This is a genomic window from Erwinia sp. HR93, assembly GCF_034555055.1.
GTDB lineage: Bacteria > Pseudomonadota > Gammaproteobacteria > Enterobacterales > Enterobacteriaceae > Apirhabdus > Apirhabdus apintestini.
In genome coordinates, this window is record NZ_JAXUDP010000001.1 from 573,498 (window position 1) to 589,353 (window position 15,856).

A 15,856-nucleotide genomic window follows, 5' to 3' on the forward strand; every position below is an offset into this window, starting at 1 on the left:
GTTAAACTCCGTATGGGGAAGCGGGAATAGAAGGGCGCTGCAACTCTTCAATGCAGTGCTGGCGCAGATTGCTTATAAAATTGGTGGTTACTGACCCACTGGCTGAAAGGGTTAACTCACCATCACGGCGGGTTTTAATGGTTAAGCCTTCATTTTCGATAGCAGGTAAAAGAACATGCAAAATGAAGCTATATTGATCACGTCTGGTCATAATCTCTTCCTCAAAAAAAGAATGAGTTGAACCGCCGCCACTTAATAAAGAGGCGGAGAAAACAGAGTTGATTTTTTAAAACCGAATTACTTAATTATCTTTTTAAATAATTCAGACAGTGTAAGCAGGAAGCCTCTATTTATTCTTTGGGTATAAATAAACGGTTTATTTTTACCTTTGATAAATTGAACCTTCGCCGGTTCGGGCTTAAAAAATCTTCCGTCCGGCGTTTCCAGCCAGCCGCGTGAGTTCTTAAAGTGTGTGACCTGGCACCCGTGCTTAAGCAGGCTTGCCAGTGATGGGCCCTCATCGTGCATTACTGCCCCCTTGCTTATACATCTGATCAACCGTGCGCATGGCTTCCGCTAAAGCAAAGTCACGCCCGTAATAATCGCCATTGCTGGAAATACGATAAGAGTGCTTAAACGTAAATGGATTACGCGGGCACTTTTGAATCGTGAAGCCACGATATAAATAAGAGTGGCGGCTTAATTGCACTAACTGGCTCATATCATCTTCCTGTGATAGCCACTTTAAGATCAGCAATTAAACGGTTTAATTGCTCGCGCCCTTCTTCGTTCAGTGCTTCAATGCCGTAATCGTAAGCAGCAAGAATAGATATTTCCTGCTCACGCGAATCAATGGCAACCGTTACTTTAGTGCCCGGTTTTATATATGTCGGCACATCATAGGTATTGTTATCAGAAAAAGGGTTGATAACTGCCGTATAGCTTTTATTCAGTGGATTAAACATATCGCCCTCACATTCCCAGCTTAAGCAATTCACCATCAACATGGCGGGCCACGTCTTTGGTTATTTTCTTAATCAGCTTTTTATCCCTGATCATGAACTCGCCGCTATTGGTGCGAATCATGAAGCCCGTGTGCATATCTTTTAAATGGGTGTCCAGAATGTCGTCGCATTCACGCACTCGGTTTTCGTGGTTGGCTGTTTTCTGGCTCATCGCGATAACCTCAAAGACCGATCCACAGTAACCAGGCGTCGCGCTGCTCTTTCGGACGGTTAAAGTAGGCGTCACGCATAGCGCGGTTAAATTCAGGAATGTAGATCCAGTTTTCTGAACGGCCTGTAAGGGCTTCCGGGTTCTTCATCTGCACCACTGGCAACTTACCGTCACGCACCATATCGCCCACTGCGTTGGCGGATTTACCGATCATTTCAGCAAATTTCGGGGTTGGTACTGCGTCCACCGGGTGGCGTAATTCGATGTAGCCCTCTGGGTATTTGTCTTTCATGTGCAATAATCCTCTTCAATGTTCAGCCGCCTCTAGCTGGCTGTAGCCGCTTCTGGCGGCTGTTCATTTGGTTAGGAAGTTCCATATACGAACTTCCTGTGTGTGAAATCTAGTTCGAAAATGGAACCGTGTCAATGAACTTTGAAGAGAAACTAAAGCTGATTCGCAGCGCTGAGGGGCTGAATCAATCACAGCTATCTGATATTTCAGGCATCCCGCTAAGTACCCTCAAGAAGATCGAAGCCGGGTATCAAGACCCTGGCTGGAATGTTCTTAGCAAGATCACCGAACACCCCCGATTTCAGAAATACACGCTTTGGTTAATGACTGGCACCACCGCACCACAGGCCGGGCAAATAGCCCCGACTCTCTCCCCTGATGGGCAAGAAAGAACAACATCACGCCAATCAAGGCCGAAGGCTGGCTAAAAATCTGGTTTTTCTTTGCGCTAGAACAATCAGCGCAAAATGACAATTGCACTGGAGGGCTTCGCTATGTCGATTAAGAAGCTCGAAGGTGGTCAATACGAAGTAGACGTTTACCCGCGCGGGCGTAATGGAAAACGCATCCGTAGGCGGTTCGACAAGAAACAAGAAGCCGTACTTTTTGAGCGTTATGTATTGGTCAACGCCGACAAAAAAGAATGGCTTGGCGCGAGCGTAGATCGCCGCACCTTAAGCGAGTTGCTAGAAGCCTGGTGGTTGCTGTACGGGCAGACGCTGGAAAATGGCGAAATTGAGAAACGACACCTGAACAAAACGATCAGGGCGCTGGGTGATCCAGCCGTTAACCGGTTGAGCAAACGCACGATAGCGCAGCACCGAAGCCAAAGGCTGGAAGATGGGATCAGCGCGGCCACGATTAATCGTGATATCTACCGGCTTTCCGGCATGTTCAGCGCGTTGATCAAGATGGAAGAGTTCAGTAAGGAAAACCCCTGCAAGGGTCTGGAACCGTTGAAAGAAACACCGCCCGCCATGACCTATCTAACAAAGTCAGAGATCGGCAGGCTGCTGGAAACTTTGACCGGGGACGATCGGCGCGTAGCTCTGGTATGTCTCAGCACTGGCGCGCGATGGGGAGAGGGCAGCACGCTGCGAGGTGAACAAGTTAACCACGGGCGCGTAACGTTCCTCAAAACCAAAAACGGGAAAAAACGAACGGTTCCGATATCGGAAGAATTGGAAGAAGAGATCAAGACCAGCGACACGGGGCCACTGTTCAAAGTTGACTATGAAAACTTCTGCGAACGGCTCAAAAAGGTTAAGCCAGATTTACCGCGCGGGCAGGCCACGCATGTGCTCCGGCACACGTTCGCAAGCTGGTTCATGATGAATGGAGGTAACATTATTGCGTTACAGCAGATCCTGGGGCACGCCAGCATACAGCAGACGATGGTTTATGCTCACCTCGCGCCCGATTATCTGAAGCACGCAGTAACGTTAAACCCGCTGGGTGGAGGGTTGGCAATTTGACTACACGTTGACTACGCCACCAAACACTACAACCCGTTGTAGCCGCTTCTGGCGGTTACACGGTTGTTTGATTTAAAAGGGATTTTTTCTAAGTACCTGATAAAAAAAACCCGCCATCATGGCGGGGAAGACAGGGATGGTGTTGTTTTTTAACTCATAACCCACTGATAAAATTAGTTATTTACTGTAATTTCCGTCCACAAAACGTCCACATCGACCAGAAACCCCGCAGCAGTTAGTTGCGGGGCTTTACTATACGCCATTGACTTACACCACCAACATGATAATCTTACTCACACCATACGCCAATGACGTACAGATATGTTATTTATTGAAACCCATATCTTCACCGAAGATGTAAAGGAACTACTGAACGATGATGAATATCGTGAGTTTCAGCAGTTCATGGCAGATAACCCCGACTGGGGTGATGTAATCCAGAACACTGGTGGCCTGCGCAAAGTTCGTTGGGCGGCCAAAGGCAAAGGTAAGCGTGGCGGCGTCAGGGTGATTTACTACCACAAGGTGTCTGAATCACAAATCAGGCTGCTGCTGATCTACAAAAAAGGCGTCCAGGATGATTTATCCGAGGATGAAAAACGCCAGTTAAGGGCGTTGAATGAGGGCTGGTAATGGACAAAAAACTGTTTGAGCGTCTGAAAGAAAGCATGACGCAGATGAATGAAATCGTGGAAGGTTCCCGCGAGCCTTCCCGTGAAAATACGGTTACTGCGGTTAAGGTTAAGGCTATCAGAACCGCTACCGGCCTTTCACAAAGCGGCTTCGCTAAACTGATTTCAGTAAACGTCGATACACTGAAGAACTGGGAACAAGGACGACGCGAGCCAACCGGGCCAGCTAAAGCGCTGTTGAGGGCCATAGAGCGCGATCCGCAGCATGTAATCCCCGCACTTTCACCTAAGCACTAAACAGAAGCCAGCCTATGAGCTGGTTTCTTTTTACCTTTCGTTTCCTAACACCTCAAATGTTAACAAAGGTAAGGGGCCATTCCCTTCATATTTAAGTCGGCCATCGGAAAACCATCACAACCATCACACCCCACAAAAACACGCCTTATCAATATGATTTAGCTGAATAAATCTTGTGACGGTAAAACCATCACAAAACGTAACACAAACCGTCACACCTAACAAATTCAATAAGTTATAAAACAGAGTTGTGATGATTTAAGACCGTCACACTGTGATGCTTCCGTGATGCTTTTGTGATGGTTTTAGATAGGCTTATTTATTATTAAATATCATTTAGATAGAAGATATTTTTAAAGCTTGTGACGTTTGTGATGGTTTTCCGATGCCCCCCATCAATTTTTGAAAAAGCTCAGACTGGTCAGAAATCGCCCTGATTTGTCGGTGAGTTTGTATCTCTCTCTGTTACTGATTTGGTCACTGGTGGCGGCATGTGTGTGCAGGGATGAGGACGGTCAGAGCTGTGCGAAGTATTTCAGTTGCGCCCACTCACGCATTACCCCGCAAACCCGCGCCAGATGAGGCTTTCTGTTTTTTAACTCTCACGAGAACCCGCGCCAGCCGTTACGTAAAAAATCACGTAATCACAACTCATCCCGCATGGCTCAAGGCGTTACCTCCTGTGACGCCCTGCCGGCCATCGCACAAAAACTGAAATCTTTGAAATCTGTTTCACACATTTCAGTTTGAGATCTGGTGTCAAAGCCCCAGTGCTGGCGCGGTCTGGCGATATGTTTTGTACCCCCGGAAAAACTGAAATCATTCTCAACACGAAAACCGCAGGCGGGTGCGGTGTAGCGCCGTTTTCGTCACTTCCGCCGTTATTTCGCCGCCGTCAGGATGCGCAGGCGCAAGCGTGCGCCGCTGCGCTGAATGAGGGCATGGTATTTGCTCAGGCGTGTTAAAGCGAGGCTCTGAGAGCGTTCTGCGACGTTTGAGAGAGGTACAAAAAACCCGCTACATTGAGCGGGTGGGAAGGGTGTTTTACTTACCGATTACGGGGGAGTATTTACCGTTCAGCTTGTCGGCTTGCGTGCCGGTGCTGCGAATGTCGCCGGCGTTCGTCGGTGTGCCTGTATTGCTGTGCGAATGGCCGGCCGTCAGTTCTGCCAGCTGCTTGACCACATCAAGCGTATCAAGCATCAGCTGCGCCACGTTAATACTGCCGGAACCGATCCACACCACCGGCGCGATAATCTGCTGCTGTACGGCCGCAACGCTTTTTCGAATCTGGCCAATCTGCTCCGTCAGGCTTTCGCCAATCATCAACGTACTGCTGCCGGCTATATCGGTTTCGTCGCTACCGCCGACAGTGGCCAGCCGGCTCCCCTGAATCGCCTGGCTAAACTTGCCGGTGCTGACCTGCTGAATGGCTCCGGCCAGCAACGTGGACGTACCGATAACGCTGGTTTTATCCGTGGCCTTGATGGTCGTTTCGCGGCTTACCAGTTCCCGGCTTTCCGTATCAGCCTTAACGGTTCTGGCCATAGAGGTTTCGCTGATCGTCTGGTCAGTCTGTCGCACCCAGTCCCCGGCCTGCGTCACGCGCTGGGAGACTTCCGCCCGCTGCTGCTGGAGCTGCTCACCGGGTTTGATATCAGGCAGGCTGGTACCATCCGGCACAGTCTGGCGGATGAAAGGCTTATCCGGCCGGCCATCAGTAAACGCAACTTCTACCAGCGTCCCTTCAGGTGGAAACTGGTACATGCCGGAATCATTGCCGGCCATCGGTACCGGTAGCGGCACAGCGGAATAGGTCGGCGTCTGTGCGTCAGGCTTTCCGTCTGCGTCAAGCAGCTGCACGTCCACGGCATAGCGCGGACGGAACGGATCCGAAAAGTTGCCGCTCTTAACGACTTCTGTCGGTGCAATGACCCTGGCAAACTTCGGCAGGTGTAGCCCGGACGCCAGCTCCGGGTAATGGCTTTCAATCTGCCTCTGTACCGGCGATTTCTGCAATGGCTGGCCTGTTGCCCGATTACGCGGCGTCCAGGTAACAGCCATCGTATCGTTAGTCAGGTGTACCTTTGTGACGCGCTCGCCGTTCATTTCAACCCCCGGCCGCAGGCTCTGGACAACTGGCAACGTCATGGTATTGCCGCCAGCAGCCCCCTGACTGAACCCGGCCGGGATATCCACCGGCTTACCGGCAAAGAGGGACTTTTCCGCACCTCCCACATACAGCCCGCCATCCGGCAACTGGTACCAGATGTAATCCGTTACACCAAAGGCTTTACCCAGATTATTCAGCAGCTGATACCCGCTGCCACTGTGTGTAAAGTGGGGGATCGGTTTATCAGCGTAATCGGCATCGGGTACCATCACCGTAATGCCGCTGTTCTCTTCCAGCCAGCCGGCCACGCTGCGCAATGTCGGGTGCTGAAGTGAGCATGGCCACAGGCGTTCAAACACACCAACCAGCTCACGAACAAAAAGCCGCTGGAAGCCGTTATCAGCCGGCTGCGACCGTTCCACATACCCCGTAAACCACCGCAAAAGAAGGTCGGTATATCCGACATTAAGACGCACCAGCTTGCCGGTGTAGTCCTGGTCTGTTTGGGCCGTAATAAATCCCCGACCGCAGCTGTTCAGCTCCAGCACCAGGCTGGCATCAGCGAGATGTACCTCATCCGTTGACAGGTACAGGCGTTTTATCGGCTTCATCCTTACCCCAGCGCATCATTAACGGGCTTCAGGACTTTACGCTCAAACCACGTCATTTTTTCATCACCCTCGTCGGCGGACTGGCCACCGGCTGCGCCCCCCTGCTTTGTCGCCGTCGTTTTACTGCTCGCCCTTGCCTCTTTCTTCTCCTGGACGCTGATATGCTCGGTCAGCGTAAATGTCACCAGCCAGGACATTTTCCCGTCCTGCTGTGGGGCATCCAGCGTGCCGGTAAAGGTGGCTTCACGAAAATTAACTGCCCGCGCCTGCTCATGCGCAACGCGGTATTTCTGGCGCTTTCCGCTGGCATCGGTAGCGCTGGCCAGCTCAAAGATACGGCGCAAAATCTCCTTATTTTTGAAGGGAACCTCACCGGACACGCGCAGCTCCTTACCCTTTGCCCCCTGCTCGGATTTAGTCGTAGAACTGGTCTGGCCGGACTGGTCTTTATCCTGGAACTGCTGCGTTATCGTCACACGCATGTTTTTCAGCTGGATCGCTTCTCCGTTAAGCGCCAGCGTTGGGTTCGGGGTCATGTATCATTCCTTTTATACCGTCGAGATTGTCACCAATCAGCATCATCGCCGCAGAGTAAACCGCCGATTGCAGCGGGATGCCTTTAACCAAATCCAGCAGCGTGGTAGCCAAATCACCGCTGGCAGTAAATACCCAGGCTCTGGCGCTTTTGCCCTGCAACTCTTCCAGACCACCGGCGATATCACCCAGCACGCTATCGCGCAGCTGGTTAAAGTCGTCCAGCTGCTGCTTCAGCGCTCCAATATCCACTACGGCGGCGGCTTCTTCCTGCGCTTTTTTGACTGCCGCTGCTGCCAGCGCTGTTCTGCTGGTTGGGATTGATAACGGAAGTGCATCCGTCAGACCTGCGGCATATTTCGCGGGGATTTGCATCTTTTCCAGGGCAAGCTCTGCGGCAGACTGTGCCAGGCGCTTTACCTGGGAGAACGCCGGCGACGGGAAAACATCTACCAGCTGATTAAGGCTGTTCATAAAGCTGTCATGCGTCTGGCCAGCAACCATCATAATGACTACATCAGCGGTACCGCCTGTTCCAGCCAGTTTTTCAGCCAGATAAGAGATAGCATTAACCGGGCTAAGATACGCGCCATTCTCGGTTTGCTGACCCAGCCCGTATACCCACGGATGCGCCGGCACGACAGTACATTTGACGGCCGCTACACTGTCGGTGAAGGCCAGTTTTGCTTCACGCCACATTTTCAGGTGCCTCCGGCCAGGCAATATCCGGTGCTGTACTGGTATCAACACGATTAAGCAAAACACGATATTTCTTCCATACCAGCAGTTGCGCAATTTCTTCATCAGTGGCTATCTCAATGTCAACGGCATCCTGTAGAGGAGCAATTGCAGCACTTGCTGCTGCCAGCAGGGATGATTTCTTTGCTTCTGCTATAGCTATCAATTCTTCCAGTGATGGCGCGGGTAGATCGCCCCAGGCTGGCAGGCCGTCTTCACCAGTTACCATAATTTTTCCAACTGGTGCCGGATTCGCTCCAAATTCCTGGTATATATCGTCACTAACCGGCTCAGCGTCGTCAGGCCATAAGCCAGTTGAGCGATAATCTTCAAAAAGCGATTTGGGAAACAACTTACTTTGAGATGCACTGTAGTAATACTGTTCCATATAATTAATATCCCGTAGCCTCAAAATAAACACCACTTATTCCGTGGTTGTCCCAGTTTGCACAAGCTGAAACTCTCATCTGTGAATTACTGATAGTTTTACCGTATGCAGATAATACCTGGTCTGCCGCGTTTCCAGCCTGAGAAATGGCCGTTAAACTCAGTGAAGCGCAGGAGCCAGGAAATGGAATAGGGAAGTTTGCAGTAACAACATTATTGTCTGTGACATTAACTATTCCCCACTGCCTGATAATTCCCGTTGACGCATCCTTATGCCAGCCATTGGTTGCTTTAGACGCCGTATTCTTTAACTGATATCGGCTATCACTTTCGCTCTTTGAGTAAGCACCGACATCACTGGCTGACGGCTTATTTCCTGTTGAATAAAGTGTTCCCGCGACAGAGGGAAAAGAAAGAACCCGCTGGCCTTCAGTTGTGTCTCCTCTTCTGAAGGCAATATATAGAGTGCCTTTGCTCTGTTCGAGGAGAATATTTTTGCCGATGACACTATCACTCGCTGAAGTATCACTCAGCGTAATACCGGGATAGGCTTTACTGACACCTATACCCCCCCTGAATAATCCTCCTGTTGTGGCACTTACAGCATCCACTTCTGCTGCCACGGGTTTATTTGCCGTATCATATTGCTTAGCCCACGCAGACCAGATGCCACCATATAATGTCCTTATATAACTGCGTGAGTTGTTGTAAATACGATAAATCTGCGTAATACCAGCGTGTTTATAGACTTCCAGAGAACCAGCCTGCGCTTCGGGGTAATTTTTGCCAGTTTGCGCCTGTGCATTCATTGGCTGATAATATAAACCCGGCGTTGTGAAACTGTTCAGATCGAGCGCATTGCCAATACCTACTGCCTGACCGTTAAAAATATCCTGTGCTGTTATGTTGATATCGGCAGTAAGCGCCTGACCATTTACTTTTCTGCCGGATGGTACTCTGCCATTTGCATTATCATTTGCAGCCTTTACAGCTTTAGGTGTTGCTGCCAGCAATTCACTTTCACTATTTGTTGCGCTGCTCAGTTGGGTAAACCCTTTAGCACTGGTTGTCGCATCAGGATGATTACGTGATTGCTCGTGCTTCTTCAGTGCATCATTTGCCGCCTGTTCATTCAGCGAACCTTGAGGGCGCAAATCCGTGATATTCCCGTTGGCGTCAATGCTGGCAAGCGCAAAAACGTAATGTTTCACGCCGTTCTGCTCATAGTCCGCCTGGTTAGCGGCCACCGTCACTTTGCTCTGTGCCGCCCAGATACTGGTCAGCGCTCCCGCCCAGCATACATCCAGCCAGACTTTGACCGGCTTAGTCGTTACAGTAATGTTCTGGTTCGCAGCCAGCACCGCCCGCAGCCCGGCAACATATCCCGCGCCTTTGGTCACAAAATACTGATTACCGGTTTTATCAACCAGCCAGCCATCATCAAAGAACGCCGCAGCACCGTAAAGGTCGATATTTTCCAGGCGCTGGCGCTCGTCCATACCCGCCATACGGGCAGTGAAATCAATCTGCCAGGTTTCAGCGGGCGTATTAATGCCGGTTTCAGCCTGTGCGCCGTTGTATTCCATCAGGAACGAGCGGGTAAGCACGTTGCCCTGCTGGCCCTCTTTCGTTTTCAGCTTCTGCTGCTCAGGCGCATGAACAATCATCGCCAGCGTACCGGTGGCCTTATTTGTCAGCCCGATCCAGTTAAAGGAGAAATCGCCTACATCCGCGCCTAATACCGCCGAATGCACCACAGCATTGTCATTCACGACCCCTTTACGGGCGACGGGGGCGCGGTAAACAATCTGCGCGGCCGGTGGCAGCGTTTCACTGCGATCAACAGGCAAATCCGGATCAAGCCCCGGTACCAGTGCGAAAACAAACTCATCGAGCAGGACAGGCTCACCCGTTGCAGCCTGCTGCGCCTTCCACTGCTCAAATGCCAGCGTGATAGCGGTCTGTGACATAAAAACTACTCTCCCTGTATGCTCGCGCTGAATGTCGCGCTACTGGTTTCCGTACCGGCAATCCTCGCCGGATAAACAACATATTCACCCTGATCCCATCCGGCCCGGATGGCCAGACTTTCGGAAGTGATAACCTCAAACTGATAGCGCCGGCACGTACGGCCATACTGGCGGATAATCTGGATCATCAGCTGCGTATTGTCGGAGATTTGGCTGTCGGTGACGCGAACCAGTATCACGTCCCAGTCTATCCCCGGCTGGCGCTCCAGCAGTTCCACATAGCCGATCCCCAGCCGGTCAAAGATATTGATAAAGCCCGCAACGGAGCCGGCATCAGCCGCATTCACAAAGGCATAAGCAACGCGCCGGCGAAACAGCTTCAGCGGTTCACCGTTAAAGCGGCTGATATCCCTGTCCCAGGCGATAAGGCCCAGTATCGTCTCGTTGCAGGTCAGCGGATCAAACTGGCGCAGCGGCCACGTAATCCAGTCGTAAACCTCCGCCCAGAAGGTCTGCACTGCTTTGAGGAGCTTTTGCGGCTCCCCCTTATCCATCCAGGAGGGCAGCACCATGCCGGCCAGCTTTTTAAGAAAATCATTCATCCTGTAAATCCACCGTCAGCGTGTTAAGGCGCGGTACGCTAAGTTCGCTGGTGATATCTTTCAGTGAAAATTCCAGCGAATCCGTGTCCGGGAACGTCTTATGGATCTCCCGGCCCAGCTGCGAGAAGGAAAAGCGCGAGTATGGCCACGTCTTCTTCACGTCATAGTCGGCGTTTTCCCGAAAGGCGCAGCGGATAAGGTTTTCCACGCCATTTTTCAGGCTGTCGCGCTGCTCCTGTTCCAGGTTACCCAGGTTTTTGACCCAGACCGTGGCAACCAGATCGTGACGGGTTTCCGGCATGGCGAAACACTGCATATCATCGCCGTGGCCATGATGGCCCTGGGTATTGATGTAATCATTGACGGCATCAATAAACGGCTCGGACGCAACCCCGCTGTCCAGCAGTAAATACGCATTAGCGGTACCCGGCCCGCGCGGCGCGTCATGTTCAAAGAAAATCCTGTCGATACTCAAACCAGCCACGCCGGCAATCATCGAACGATAAACCGCGTCGGTATGGTAATTCCCCACCAGGTTAAACTGATTGCGGCAGCGTTCGCGCAGTTCATCGTCGCTTTCCTCGTCAGCTCCCGGCACCGTCAGCCAGTTTTCTTCACTGGCGACGTGGCTGATACCGTCCACCGCCACCGGCAAAATTCGGTAGTATCCCGGAGCAAGGTTGTACGCACCGCCCGTTCCCGTTGCTTTTACTGCCAGTAAAGCGCTGGCGGTACCAGAAGGGAGCGTCACATTCGCAACGGTGGACACGGCGTACACCTTGCCGTTGATACGCTCAGTCTGTATCACCGTGCCGGCCTTGACCGTCACCGCCTGCTTTACATCGTCCTTAAAGAAACGGATCACACCTTCGGCCGCGCTGGCCGGTTTCGGCGTGACGTTCACCGCCCAGGCAAGCAGGCGCAGCATTTTGCCGGTGGCAGTGGCCACAAACATACCCGGCATCACCACTGCAACCAGCGCATCCTTGAGCCACATCACCGGCGCGGTCACAATCGCCGTAATCAGCCGCCAGAATGGCGACATACGGGACGTATTGGTAATCAGCCCTTCATCGGCCACAACGGCATTAAAACGGGTGCGCACCTCATCTTCCGTGGTCGGCATCCCGCTGGCCTTCACCACTTCTTCAAAATCGACCTGTGGCTTTTCCGTCATAGGTTCACCTGATAAGTAATGCTGCCAAAGTCATACGTACCGGCTGTCACCCACAGACGTTTAGCGCTTTCCTCACTGATTTCCACCGTACCCGGCACAATGCGATCGTCACTTTCAACCAGCAGTTCCAGCTGGGTGAAAATATCCGCGCGTAAAGTCGGGCTGCGCTCGGCAATTAATTGCGTGGCCAGCCCGCTTTCGATAATTGAATGGACGACATCCTGGCCGATACTCTTTCGGTTATTGCACAACTCAGGCTCGCTGCCTGTGTTAAGTACAAAGTTTCGCCCCTCAATAAGCAGGTCGATATAAAGCAAATCACTCATTAATTAAGCTCCTGCCATTCCATTAGCTGAGCCGGTGAAAGTGCTTCTTTGGTATGGAAATGCACTTCACCAATCTTTTTGCTGTTGTCCGTTACAGACTTTGAATTTTTGCTGATAGTGCTGCTGATACCGCCCCGGTCAATGCCTTTTAACTCACCGCCCGTTGAGAGGGTATTGGTTGTCAGCGCCGGCTGGCTTTCGTTCGCCATTGAAATACTGACGCCGGGTATCTTATTGAGCTTTTCAACGATCCAGTTCCAGGACTTCAGGAACCCGCCTTTGATGGTCTGCCAGACGTTATCAAACATCGTCACAATGCCGCTGGCCATACCGCTTAACGCCTTTGATGGAGAAAAACCGGTGAGCAGTGCAATGAAGCTGTTCCAGCCGGCGACAATCGAATCCCAGGCGGAGCTGAACACGCCAGCCAGCCACTTCACGACCTCCGCAGCAGCTTTAAAGGCGGCGCTGTCCATGACGGCGGCTTTAATGGCGTCCCAGTGTTTAACCAGCAGGTAGCAGCCCACGACCAGCGCCGCAATAGCCGCTATGACCAGCAGCACCGGCCAGCTCATCAGGTTAATACTGATACCGGCCAGCATCGCCGCCATACGTACCGCCAGCAGAACACCACGCAGGGTTTTCAGCACGATATTCCAGGCCAGAACCGCTTTCTGTGCCAACCAGACAGCCGCACTGTAAATTTTGGTGACGGAAGTCAGCACCTTCCAGATCCCCGTCCAACCCATCATGATGAACTTAGAGACGCCTATCACAATATTGGCCGCAGCCCCTACGGCCGCAAACCCCAGCAGCGACATTGAGGCATAACCGATAACACGCGCGATATTGGGGAACATCTGCATCCAGCGGGCAAAGGTCTGCCCCATATCGGCCAGGCGGTTTAGCAGCGGATACAGAACGGGGATTAACGTCAGGCCAATCACCGTCTGAATGGCTTTCAGGATTTGCACAAAGCGATCCCACGGCTTCACCATTTTCGCTGCCATTTCCTGCGTGCGCTTCAGCCCGTCAGCACCGCCCAGCTCGGTGATATTGCGTTGCAGTAAGGCAACATTGCCATACAGCTGCTTGACCACGGCGGAACTGTCACCAAAGGCTTTATCCAGCTCCGCCTGCGCCTTCAGGTTGCCATCCAGGCTTTTACCGTACTTGTTCTGGAGTTTGGTCAGCATATCCGGCATGGACAGCATTTTGCCGTTTACGTCTGTAAACGACAGCCCCAGCTTTTTAGCGCCATCAATCGCGCCGGTCATAAAGCCTTCGTAGGCGCTGCTGGCCTCCGTTCCCAGCGTACGCTGGAGCTGCCCCAGTACCGCCAGCTGTTCATCCATTCCAACGCCGTAGTTCGTCCCGACGCCGCGCGCACCTTCCATCAGGTCTTTGATGGTTCCCATCTCGGTACCGAAGGTTTTGCGCATGTACACCATCTTGCCCGCCAGCTGTTCGGCAAACGGGACTTTCCCCAGCCTCGCCGCCTCAGCGGAAAAGTTACCGAACATCTGCCCCATAAACTCCGTGGTTTCAGCGGCGGTGGATTTCATGGCAAACGCCAGCGTATTGGCAACTTTCGTCACCTTCGGCAGCTCGGTATTGCTCAGGCTGGCGATAGAGGCGTTAATGTCTTCCGTTGACTTCACGAACTCCACCGCGCTGGCACCGTATGTCATGCTGAAGCGCAGCGCATCACGCTGTACGGTCTTCAGCGAGGTATCATCAATCCCTTTAGCGGCCGCATCGTTCAGCGCGTCATACATCTCGATAGCCGGTGACAATGCCCCCTGAATGGCCTGAGCAACGCCCCACATGGCCAGCGAGCCGGCCCCAATCTGCTTAAAGGCACTTTTTGATTTTTCCGCGAAGCCGGATACGCTGGCCTGCGCCTGTTTTAACGGGCGGGTCAGTTTATCAATCAGGCTTAATGTTAAATCTAATTGTTTCATTCCGTGCCTTTAAATGCCGTGCTAATTCCGTTAGCCACTGCGACGCGCATATATTCCCAGTGACGATTATCCAGCCATATGGCAGCGGAAATATCATCCACGGTATCTTCCCCGTGCGGAAGGTAATGACGACGTAATATTAAATATTGTGCGAGTCCATTCTGTTCAATAGTCTGAACCCGGCTGGTTAGTTTTTTACTTCAATTTCCAGTTCCGGCGCGTAAAGCTCATTAACCTTACCCGCAAGCTGAAGTGCAGCGCCCGGACGTTTTAAAATATCCGTCAGTGCTTCTTTACTTTCTGCTGCCACAATGCGCGTCAGATAATTGTGCGCAGGCACAACTTTATTATCCATCGCCATTTCATTAATAAACTTATTATAAGCCGTCTGGTTAGGTTCAAAGGTAATATCCTGACCACAAACAGTAAGGTTAATTTTTTCCATGAGTAACACGCTCTCTTAATTTAATTTCATCAACAAGCTGGTTATGCCGTGCGGCACACTGCCCATACAGTTCAGGGTAAATGGTTAATATATCCGCCGCGTCTTTACCCTGGGTACCTTTCAGGCGCGGCAGCTGCACAGCGCACTTAGTCAGCAGATTTTCCTGATAACGCACGTTCGGTGCCGGCTGCGGCTTCGTTGTACATGCGGACAAAATCATCAGACATACACACATTGGTAAACACCGGCTTAACCACTTCGGTACGAATTTCACGCGGTTGTGCCTCCTTCAGCGCCTCCAGTTTCTCTTCCAGCTGGCGACCGGATGAGCTGGCGATACCTGCCAGCTCTTTACCCGTGGCGGCTGCGGTATTCTGGATGGCCAGGTCAATGCTGTCCCGATGCCAGAGCGCCACTTTCCAGCCCAACAGAAAAGACAGCGCCAGCGGAACGATAATCACCGTGATACGGCTCATCAGCGAATCCCGTTATGCTCTAGGCTGAAATGATTACCGTCCGGACGGGATTTGAAGCGCCCGCCCCACGAGCCGCCAAGCGTCTCCCAGTATTCGCCCAGCGGCAGGTATGCCCCGCTGTCGGTCTGGTACTGCCCCTTAATGAACAGATTGAAGTCCACGGCCAGACGCTGGGTATGCAGACTGTTGGTGATACCACTGCCTTTTTTCGCGTTCAGTGCGGCCTGCTCCGGCGTGCGGTACGCTTCACCAAACGTCAGCTGCATACCATTTGCATTGGCATACTGAATTAACAACGCAATCATCGAAGTAAACCGTTGTTGTTTTTCGCTCAGAGTCATTTCCCTGCCCCTTTACTCAGAAAACCGCCGATCCCTTTTTTACGCAGCCAGGCTTCCACGCCATTCAGCCCCAGAATCCCCAGCCCCGAACCAATGCCGACCAGCGCCAGCGGATGAATATCCGGTACCACATACAGCGCCACCCCGGCCAGCAGTGACAGCGCACTGCCAACAATCAGACGACCAGCCAGTAAACGGGCAGTAATCGGCTCACCGCTGTTCAGCATCTTTCCCAGTGCAATCACCGCCCCCATGATGGCCAGCGCGATAAATCCCTTTTCGTACTCCTGCATTCCTGCC

25 protein-coding genes are annotated in these 15,856 nt (G+C 52.1%); 4 read left to right on the forward strand and 21 right to left on the reverse strand.

Annotation, left to right across the window (positions count from 1 at the left end):
* Window position 1 precedes the first annotated feature (1 nt).
* From SFA31_RS02735 to SFA31_RS02760, 6 genes are all read right to left on the reverse strand, one after another.
* Window positions 2–211, reverse strand: coding sequence for a hypothetical protein (locus tag SFA31_RS02735; RefSeq protein WP_322836592.1), 210 nt, complete (start codon window positions 209–211; stop codon window positions 2–4).
* Window positions 212–297: 86 nt separating this feature from the next.
* Window positions 298–528 carry a phage filamentation protein Fil family protein gene (locus SFA31_RS02740; protein ID WP_322836593.1) on the reverse strand — a complete coding sequence of 77 codons (231 nt, stop codon included), beginning with the start codon at window positions 526–528 and terminating at the stop codon, window positions 298–300.
* Entirely contained in the window at window positions 518–721 is a 204-nt protein-coding gene (locus SFA31_RS02745; protein ID WP_032654192.1) for a DUF4761 family protein, read from the reverse strand. Before SFA31_RS02745 ends, SFA31_RS02740 begins: the two co-directional genes overlap by 11 nt.
* A gap of 1 nt (window position 722) precedes the next feature.
* Window positions 723–965 carry a hypothetical protein gene (locus SFA31_RS02750; protein ID WP_032654195.1) on the reverse strand — a complete coding sequence of 81 codons (243 nt, stop codon included), beginning with the start codon at window positions 963–965 and terminating at the stop codon, window positions 723–725.
* A gap of 7 nt (window positions 966–972) precedes the next feature.
* Window positions 973–1,176, reverse strand: coding sequence for a hypothetical protein (locus tag SFA31_RS02755; protein ID WP_322836594.1), 204 nt, complete (start codon window positions 1,174–1,176; stop codon window positions 973–975).
* A gap of 10 nt (window positions 1,177–1,186) precedes the next feature.
* The gene (locus tag SFA31_RS02760; protein WP_063217255.1) at window positions 1,187–1,468 is read right to left on the reverse strand and encodes a Cox family DNA-binding protein; all 282 of its coding nucleotides are present in this window, start codon (window positions 1,466–1,468) and stop codon (window positions 1,187–1,189) included.
* Between the two features lie 134 nt (window positions 1,469–1,602).
* Between SFA31_RS02760 and SFA31_RS02765 the strand changes: the two genes are divergently transcribed.
* The 4 genes from SFA31_RS02765 (at window position 1,603) to nadS (ending at window position 3,872) form a co-directional block, all read left to right on the forward strand.
* On the forward strand, window positions 1,603–1,896 hold the full coding sequence (locus SFA31_RS02765; protein WP_322836595.1) for a helix-turn-helix domain-containing protein: 294 nt from the start codon (window positions 1,603–1,605) through the stop codon (window positions 1,894–1,896).
* Window positions 1,897–1,962: 66 nt separating this feature from the next.
* The gene (locus tag SFA31_RS02770; RefSeq protein ID WP_322836596.1) at window positions 1,963–2,943 is read left to right on the forward strand and encodes a tyrosine-type recombinase/integrase; all 981 of its coding nucleotides are present in this window, start codon (window positions 1,963–1,965) and stop codon (window positions 2,941–2,943) included.
* 321 nt (window positions 2,944–3,264) lie between these two features.
* On the forward strand, window positions 3,265–3,576 hold the full coding sequence (locus tag SFA31_RS02775; RefSeq protein WP_139567479.1) for a type II toxin-antitoxin system RelE/ParE family toxin: 312 nt from the start codon (window positions 3,265–3,267) through the stop codon (window positions 3,574–3,576).
* Window positions 3,576–3,872 (forward strand): NadS family protein, encoded by a 297-nt coding sequence (nadS, locus tag SFA31_RS02780; protein ID WP_200029385.1) that lies wholly within the window; start codon window positions 3,576–3,578, stop codon window positions 3,870–3,872. Before SFA31_RS02775 ends, nadS begins: the two co-directional genes overlap by 1 nt.
* 1,044 nt (window positions 3,873–4,916) lie before the next feature.
* Here nadS and SFA31_RS02785 read toward each other — a convergent pair.
* Genes SFA31_RS02785 through SFA31_RS02850 form a run of 15 tightly spaced genes read right to left on the reverse strand, consistent with a single transcriptional unit; the run spans window position 4,917 to window position 15,849 of the window.
* Window positions 4,917–6,596, reverse strand: a complete 1,680-nt coding sequence (locus SFA31_RS02785; protein ID WP_322836597.1) for a hypothetical protein — start codon at window positions 6,594–6,596, stop codon at window positions 4,917–4,919.
* A gap of 2 nt (window positions 6,597–6,598) precedes the next feature.
* Entirely contained in the window at window positions 6,599–7,132 is a 534-nt protein-coding gene (locus tag SFA31_RS02790; protein ID WP_322836598.1) for a hypothetical protein, read from the reverse strand.
* A complete protein-coding gene (locus SFA31_RS02795; protein ID WP_322836599.1) occupies window positions 7,104–7,829 on the reverse strand; it encodes a hypothetical protein in 726 nt (241 codons plus the stop codon). Before SFA31_RS02795 ends, SFA31_RS02790 begins: the two co-directional genes overlap by 29 nt.
* Window positions 7,819–8,256, reverse strand: a complete 438-nt coding sequence (locus tag SFA31_RS02800) for a tail fiber assembly protein (protein WP_322836600.1) — start codon at window positions 8,254–8,256, stop codon at window positions 7,819–7,821. Before SFA31_RS02800 ends, SFA31_RS02795 begins: the two co-directional genes overlap by 11 nt.
* Before the next feature lie 4 nt (window positions 8,257–8,260).
* Window positions 8,261–10,225, reverse strand: a complete 1,965-nt coding sequence (locus SFA31_RS02805; protein WP_322836601.1) for a phage tail protein — start codon at window positions 10,223–10,225, stop codon at window positions 8,261–8,263.
* A 5-nt stretch (window positions 10,226–10,230) separates the two neighbouring features.
* A complete protein-coding gene (locus tag SFA31_RS02810; protein WP_322836602.1) occupies window positions 10,231–10,827 on the reverse strand; it encodes a phage tail protein in 597 nt (198 codons plus the stop codon).
* Window positions 10,820–12,004, reverse strand: coding sequence for a baseplate J/gp47 family protein (locus SFA31_RS02815; protein ID WP_322836603.1), 1,185 nt, complete (start codon window positions 12,002–12,004; stop codon window positions 10,820–10,822). Before SFA31_RS02815 ends, SFA31_RS02810 begins: the two co-directional genes overlap by 8 nt.
* Window positions 12,001–12,330, reverse strand: coding sequence for a DUF2590 family protein (locus SFA31_RS02820; RefSeq protein ID WP_114647432.1), 330 nt, complete (start codon window positions 12,328–12,330; stop codon window positions 12,001–12,003). Before SFA31_RS02820 ends, SFA31_RS02815 begins: the two co-directional genes overlap by 4 nt.
* A complete protein-coding gene (locus tag SFA31_RS02825; RefSeq protein WP_322836604.1) occupies window positions 12,330–14,294 on the reverse strand; it encodes a phage tail tape measure protein in 1,965 nt (654 codons plus the stop codon). The genes SFA31_RS02820 and SFA31_RS02825 overlap by 1 nt, the downstream gene beginning before the upstream one ends.
* Entirely contained in the window at window positions 14,291–14,464 is a 174-nt protein-coding gene (locus tag SFA31_RS19035) for a DUF6890 family protein (protein WP_416208345.1), read from the reverse strand. Before SFA31_RS19035 ends, SFA31_RS02825 begins: the two co-directional genes overlap by 4 nt.
* A gap of 17 nt (window positions 14,465–14,481) precedes the next feature.
* A complete protein-coding gene (locus SFA31_RS02830) occupies window positions 14,482–14,739 on the reverse strand; it encodes a putative phage tail assembly chaperone (RefSeq protein WP_267591966.1) in 258 nt (85 codons plus the stop codon).
* Window positions 14,726–14,914, reverse strand: coding sequence for a hypothetical protein (locus SFA31_RS02835; protein WP_322836605.1), 189 nt, complete (start codon window positions 14,912–14,914; stop codon window positions 14,726–14,728). Before SFA31_RS02835 ends, SFA31_RS02830 begins: the two co-directional genes overlap by 14 nt.
* On the reverse strand, window positions 14,886–15,215 hold the full coding sequence (locus SFA31_RS02840) for a hypothetical protein (RefSeq protein ID WP_322836606.1): 330 nt from the start codon (window positions 15,213–15,215) through the stop codon (window positions 14,886–14,888). Before SFA31_RS02840 ends, SFA31_RS02835 begins: the two co-directional genes overlap by 29 nt.
* Window positions 15,215–15,556 (reverse strand): M15 family metallopeptidase, encoded by a 342-nt coding sequence (locus tag SFA31_RS02845; RefSeq protein ID WP_322836607.1) that lies wholly within the window; start codon window positions 15,554–15,556, stop codon window positions 15,215–15,217. The genes SFA31_RS02840 and SFA31_RS02845 overlap by 1 nt, the downstream gene beginning before the upstream one ends.
* Window positions 15,553–15,849, reverse strand: coding sequence for a holin (locus tag SFA31_RS02850; RefSeq protein WP_322836608.1), 297 nt, complete (start codon window positions 15,847–15,849; stop codon window positions 15,553–15,555). Before SFA31_RS02850 ends, SFA31_RS02845 begins: the two co-directional genes overlap by 4 nt.
* Between the last annotated feature and the right edge of the window lie 7 nt (window positions 15,850–15,856).

Coding starts and splice junctions, on each gene's coding strand:
- SFA31_RS02740 (WP_322836593.1), bottom strand. CDS start 528: ATGCACGATGAGGGCCCATCACTGGCAAGCCTGCTTAAGCACGGGTGC.
- SFA31_RS02830 (WP_267591966.1), bottom strand. CDS start 14,739: ATGGAAAAAATTAACCTTACTGTTTGTGGTCAGGATATTACCTTTGAA.
- SFA31_RS02845 (WP_322836607.1), bottom strand. CDS start 15,556: ATGACTCTGAGCGAAAAACAACAACGGTTTACTTCGATGATTGCGTTG.
- SFA31_RS02745 (WP_032654192.1), bottom strand. CDS start 721: ATGAGCCAGTTAGTGCAATTAAGCCGCCACTCTTATTTATATCGTGGC.
- SFA31_RS02825 (WP_322836604.1), bottom strand. CDS start 14,294: ATGAAACAATTAGATTTAACATTAAGCCTGATTGATAAACTGACCCGC.
- SFA31_RS02735 (WP_322836592.1), bottom strand. CDS start 211: ATGACCAGACGTGATCAATATAGCTTCATTTTGCATGTTCTTTTACCT.
- SFA31_RS02760 (WP_063217255.1), bottom strand. CDS start 1,468: ATGAAAGACAAATACCCAGAGGGCTACATCGAATTACGCCACCCGGTG.
- SFA31_RS02775 (WP_139567479.1), top strand. CDS start 3,265: ATGTTATTTATTGAAACCCATATCTTCACCGAAGATGTAAAGGAACTA.
- SFA31_RS02840 (WP_322836606.1), bottom strand. CDS start 15,215: ATGAGCCGTATCACGGTGATTATCGTTCCGCTGGCGCTGTCTTTTCTG.
- SFA31_RS02810 (WP_322836602.1), bottom strand. CDS start 10,827: ATGAATGATTTTCTTAAAAAGCTGGCCGGCATGGTGCTGCCCTCCTGG.
- SFA31_RS02770 (WP_322836596.1), top strand. CDS start 1,963: ATGTCGATTAAGAAGCTCGAAGGTGGTCAATACGAAGTAGACGTTTAC.
- SFA31_RS02815 (WP_322836603.1), bottom strand. CDS start 12,004: ATGACGGAAAAGCCACAGGTCGATTTTGAAGAAGTGGTGAAGGCCAGC.
- SFA31_RS02785 (WP_322836597.1), bottom strand. CDS start 6,596: ATGAAGCCGATAAAACGCCTGTACCTGTCAACGGATGAGGTACATCTC.
- SFA31_RS02755 (WP_322836594.1), bottom strand. CDS start 1,176: ATGAGCCAGAAAACAGCCAACCACGAAAACCGAGTGCGTGAATGCGAC.
- SFA31_RS02750 (WP_032654195.1), bottom strand. CDS start 965: ATGTTTAATCCACTGAATAAAAGCTATACGGCAGTTATCAACCCTTTT.
- SFA31_RS02765 (WP_322836595.1), top strand. CDS start 1,603: ATGAACTTTGAAGAGAAACTAAAGCTGATTCGCAGCGCTGAGGGGCTG.
- SFA31_RS02805 (WP_322836601.1), bottom strand. CDS start 10,225: ATGTCACAGACCGCTATCACGCTGGCATTTGAGCAGTGGAAGGCGCAG.
- SFA31_RS02800 (WP_322836600.1), bottom strand. CDS start 8,256: ATGGAACAGTATTACTACAGTGCATCTCAAAGTAAGTTGTTTCCCAAA.
- SFA31_RS02790 (WP_322836598.1), bottom strand. CDS start 7,132: ATGACCCCGAACCCAACGCTGGCGCTTAACGGAGAAGCGATCCAGCTG.
- SFA31_RS02850 (WP_322836608.1), bottom strand. CDS start 15,849: ATGCAGGAGTACGAAAAGGGATTTATCGCGCTGGCCATCATGGGGGCG.
- nadS (WP_200029385.1), top strand. CDS start 3,576: ATGGACAAAAAACTGTTTGAGCGTCTGAAAGAAAGCATGACGCAGATG.
- SFA31_RS02795 (WP_322836599.1), bottom strand. CDS start 7,829: ATGTGGCGTGAAGCAAAACTGGCCTTCACCGACAGTGTAGCGGCCGTC.
- SFA31_RS02820 (WP_114647432.1), bottom strand. CDS start 12,330: ATGAGTGATTTGCTTTATATCGACCTGCTTATTGAGGGGCGAAACTTT.